4 protein-coding genes and 1 pseudogene are annotated in these 4,036 nt (G+C 37.1%); all 5 read left to right on the top strand.

Going from position 1 to position 4,036, the window contains the following annotated elements; genetic code table 11:
• A partial coding sequence (nhaD, locus tag AACY61_RS09950; protein ID WP_339611427.1) for a sodium:proton antiporter NhaD occupies window positions 1-1,185 on the top strand: 1,185 nt, incomplete at its 5' end.
• A gap of 46 nt (window positions 1,186-1,231) precedes the next feature.
• Window positions 1,232-1,933: a MotA/TolQ/ExbB proton channel family protein gene (locus AACY61_RS09955; protein ID WP_339611428.1), complete on the top strand. Its 702-nt coding sequence runs from the start codon at window positions 1,232-1,234 to the stop codon at window positions 1,931-1,933.
• 1 nt (window position 1,934) lies between these two features.
• Window positions 1,935-2,327, top strand: coding sequence for a biopolymer transporter ExbD (locus AACY61_RS09960; protein ID WP_339611429.1), 393 nt, complete (start codon window positions 1,935-1,937; stop codon window positions 2,325-2,327).
• Between the two features lie 61 nt (window positions 2,328-2,388).
• The gene (locus AACY61_RS09965; protein ID WP_339611430.1) at window positions 2,389-3,201 is read left to right on the top strand and encodes an energy transducer TonB; all 813 of its coding nucleotides are present in this window, start codon (window positions 2,389-2,391) and stop codon (window positions 3,199-3,201) included.
• Between the two features lie 57 nt (window positions 3,202-3,258).
• Window positions 3,259-4,036, top strand: a pseudogene (locus tag AACY61_RS09970) (hypothetical protein); the annotation flags it as partial.

Here is a 4,036-nt window from a genome sequence, read left to right on the forward strand (position 1 = left end):
GGAGAAAAAGTCTCAAACAATCATGGATTCCAGAAGAATTTAATGCATCATTTCAGTAAAGCCGGGGAAATATTATTTTTCTTGATTGGCGCTATGACCATTGTGGAAATTATTGATTTACACCGTGGATTTGATATTATAAAAAATAATATTAAAACCAATAGTAAAGTTGGACTGCTCTGGAAACTGGGCATTTTAGCATTTTTACTTTCTGCTATTATTGATAATTTAACCACTACCATTATTTTAGTTTCGTTGTTGCGAAAATTAATACCTCGCATTAAATTTAGGGCTTGGTATGCAGCAATGATAGTGATAGCTGCAAATGCGGGAGGAGCCTGGTCGCCAATTGGAGATGTAACAACAACAATGTTATGGATTGACAAAAAAGTCACAGCATTTGGATTGATGGAATATGTAATTTTACCTTCAGTTTTGTGTTTTATAGTTCCCTTTTTTATAGCCTCAAAAATGAAAGCTTTTAAAGGTAAAGTTCCAAGAAAATTGAGTATTGTAGATGAAAAATCTGAGCGTTTGTTGAGTAGTAAAAAAATGCTCTGGGTAGGTTTGTCTGCAATAGCATTTGTTCCAATTTTTAAGGGTATTACAGGCTTGCCTCCCTACCTGGCCATGTTGTTCAGCCTGGGCGTGGTTTGGTTGGTTTCAGAATATGTAAAACCGGAAAAGAACCTGAGTAAAAAAGATCGCTATCAATATTCAACCCATAGAGCTTTATCAAAAGTTGAATTTTCAAGTATATTATTCTTTTTAGGAATCTTGATGGCAGTTTCAGCTCTGGAAAGCCTCGTTTTTGGTAGTATTAATGGTACATCTGTTGGAACTTTGCGCTTTGCTGCAGAATCACTTTCAAATGCGATTCCAAATATGAACGTTGTTGTGATTATTTTAGGAGCACTTTCGGCAATCTTAGACAATGTGCCATTGGTAGCTGCAACCATGGCAATGTATGACTTTCCGGTTGACAACCCTGTTTGGCACTTTATTGCTTATAGTGCGGGCACAGGAGGAAGTATGTTAATTATTGGTTCGGCTGCAGGTGTAGCAGCCATGGGAATGGAAAAAATTAACTTTATATGGTATTTAAAAAATATTACTTGGTTAGCGTTGGTTGGATTTATATCTGGGGCATTAAGTTTTATTTTAATAGAACAGCTTATTAAATAAGCAATTTTTATAATTTAGTAACGTTTATAATTAACAAAACTCACATATGCTAACAACCTTTATACAAGAAGGAGTAGATGAAAACCTTCAGGAACTCGACCCGGAATCAGTTGAAAAAACGTTATCGGTTTTTGAATTAATTATGAATGGTGGCCCCGGGGCAATGATTATTATTGCAATTTTATTTGTGCTCCTTTTTGTAGCTGTTTATATTTATTTTGAAAGAATATTTGCTATTAAAGCCGCATCAAAAATTGATAAAAACTTCATGAATCAAATCAGGGAGCAAGTGGCCTCAGGAAATTTGCAGGGTGCCAAAATTCTATGTGCTCAAAACAATTCTCCTGTTGCACGCTTAACAGCAAAAGGTATTTCAAGAATAGGAAATCCTTTAGAAGATATCAATACAGCCATAGAAAACGCCGGAAGGCTCGAAGTTTACAAACTTGAAAAAAACGTAAGTGTTTTGGCAACTATCTCAGGAGCAGCACCGATGATTGGGTTTTTAGGAACAGTGATTGGTATGGTGCTGGCATTTCACCAGTTGGCAACAAGTAGTGGTCAAGCCGAAATGGGCCAGTTGGCTGAAGGAATTTATACCGCAATGACAACTACCGTTGCCGGCCTAATAGTTGGTATTATTGCTTATATGGCCTACAACCATGTGGTAGTGAGAACTGACAAGGTTGTACATTCAATGGAAGCAAGTGCTGTGGAATTCTTAGACTTACTTAACGAACCTTCATAAAATGAAATTACGAGGAAGAAATAAAGTAGATGCTAGTTTTAGTATGAGTTCGATGACAGACATCGTTTTTCTGTTGTTGGTGTTTTTTCTTTTAACGTCACCGGCCATCACACCTGATGCCCTTGATCTGTTACTGCCCTCTGCAAAAGGTAAAACCACACATCAACAAAATCTTTCTGTAAGTATTACAAAAGATCTGGACTATTATGTCAATAAAGACCGTGTTGGGGAGCGTGCTGTCGAAAATGCCATTAAAATAGCTTTACAGGGTCAATCTGAACCCACTATTATATTAAGAGCAGAAGAGGGAGTGCCCATACAACACGCGGTCAAAATAATGGATATTGCTAATAGAAACAGATACAAAATTGTGTTAGCTGTAAAACCAAACTAAAGTTTGGAATAAGAAAATAAGTTAGAAGTTATCTGTTCTTCTCAACTATACCTACATTATAATGAGTTATTTTAAAACCAAAGAAGAGAAAAAAAGTATCAGAATCACAGTGGCTATTCATTTAGTTATTGTGTTGCTACTTTTTTTATTTGGATTGAAATATTTTGACCCACCCATCGAGCAGGGTATTGCTGTAAATTTTGGAACAACCGATTTTGGAAGTGGTGAAAATCAACCTGTAGAACAAATACAAACCTCACCTTCACAAACACCACAACAAACAGAAACAACTCCTGAACCTGTTGTAGAAGAAGAAGTAGTTACTCAGGAAAATGAAGAAGCACCCGTAGTACAGAAAGAAGAAAAACCAAAGCCGGTAACAACCCCTAAAAAAGAAGAACCAAAAAAAGAAACTAAAGTTGACCCTAAACCCGACCAGTCTACAACTGATGCGCTTTCAAGCATCCTCAATGCGCCTAAGCAGGAAGGAGCTGCACAAAGCGGTGAAGGTAATGACACCAAAGCCGGAGACAAAGGAAGTCCCGATGGAGACCCCAATGCCAGTAATTATTATGGAATTGGCAAAGGATTAGATGGAGATGGAAATTATCTGCTTGGTGGAAGGAAAGCATTGGTCAAGAAGGTCATCGTTCAGGACTGTAATCAGGAAGGAATCGTAGTGGTTGATATTGATGTTGACAGAGATGGCAATGTGATTAAAGCAATTCCTGGTGTTAGGGGAACTACCAATAATTCAAAATGCTTGTTAGACCCTGCACGTCAGTCAGCATTACAAACCAAGTTTAACAGTGACCCAAAAGCACCTGCCCGTCAATTGGGAAGAATTATTTACCGGTTTTCTTTATCTGAATAATATTTTCAGTTCTTCTCCCTTTTAATTTAATTATCTTTATTGTTTAAAATAAAAGCTATGCTTAGAGTATTTTTATTATCATTAATTATGATATCATTTTTAGGGTGTAATTTCTCAGAGGCAAAAAAAGAATCAACAAAATCTAAAAAAGTGCCTAAAGATATTTTATTTATGCAACGGGCATTTCCATTTGACCAAATTAAACAAGGAGCTTATGAAGAAGCAAAGATTTGGAGGAAACAAAAACTTTCAAATAAAAATTCAAATGTATCCTGGGAATTTTCCGGACCGGTCAATATTGGCGGGAGAATTACTGATATAGAAGTGGCTCTTGATGATCAGAATACTTACTATGTAGCGGCAGCAAGTGGCGGTGTTTTCAAAACAGTTGATGCAGGAAGTAATTGGATTCCGGTTTTTGATGATCAGCCTTTTCTATCAATAGGGGATATTGAACTTTCTCAAAACAATACCGATTTGGTTTGGGTGGGAACCGGAGAACCTAATGCTGGAGGAGGGTCACTGGCTTATGATGGAAATGGAGTATACGTCAGTTTTGATGGAGGTTTAAACTGGGAAAATAAAGGTCTAAATGAAGTGGGCAGTATTGGAAAAGTAAAAGTTGACCCCAACAATGACAACAGGGTTTTTGTTGCCGCTATGGGCCCACTTTTTAGAAAGGATTTAAACAGGGGTGTATATAGAACAACAAATGGTGGCGAGGATTGGGATCAGGTTTTATTTGTAAGTGATTCCACAGGAGTTATAGATATGGCTATTCACCCATTAAATGGTGATGTTGTTTATGCAACAAGCTGGGAAAGAACTAGACGTC

Source organism: uncultured Planktosalinus sp. (assembly GCF_963973675.1).
Taxonomy (GTDB): domain Bacteria; phylum Bacteroidota; class Bacteroidia; order Flavobacteriales; family Flavobacteriaceae; genus Planktosalinus.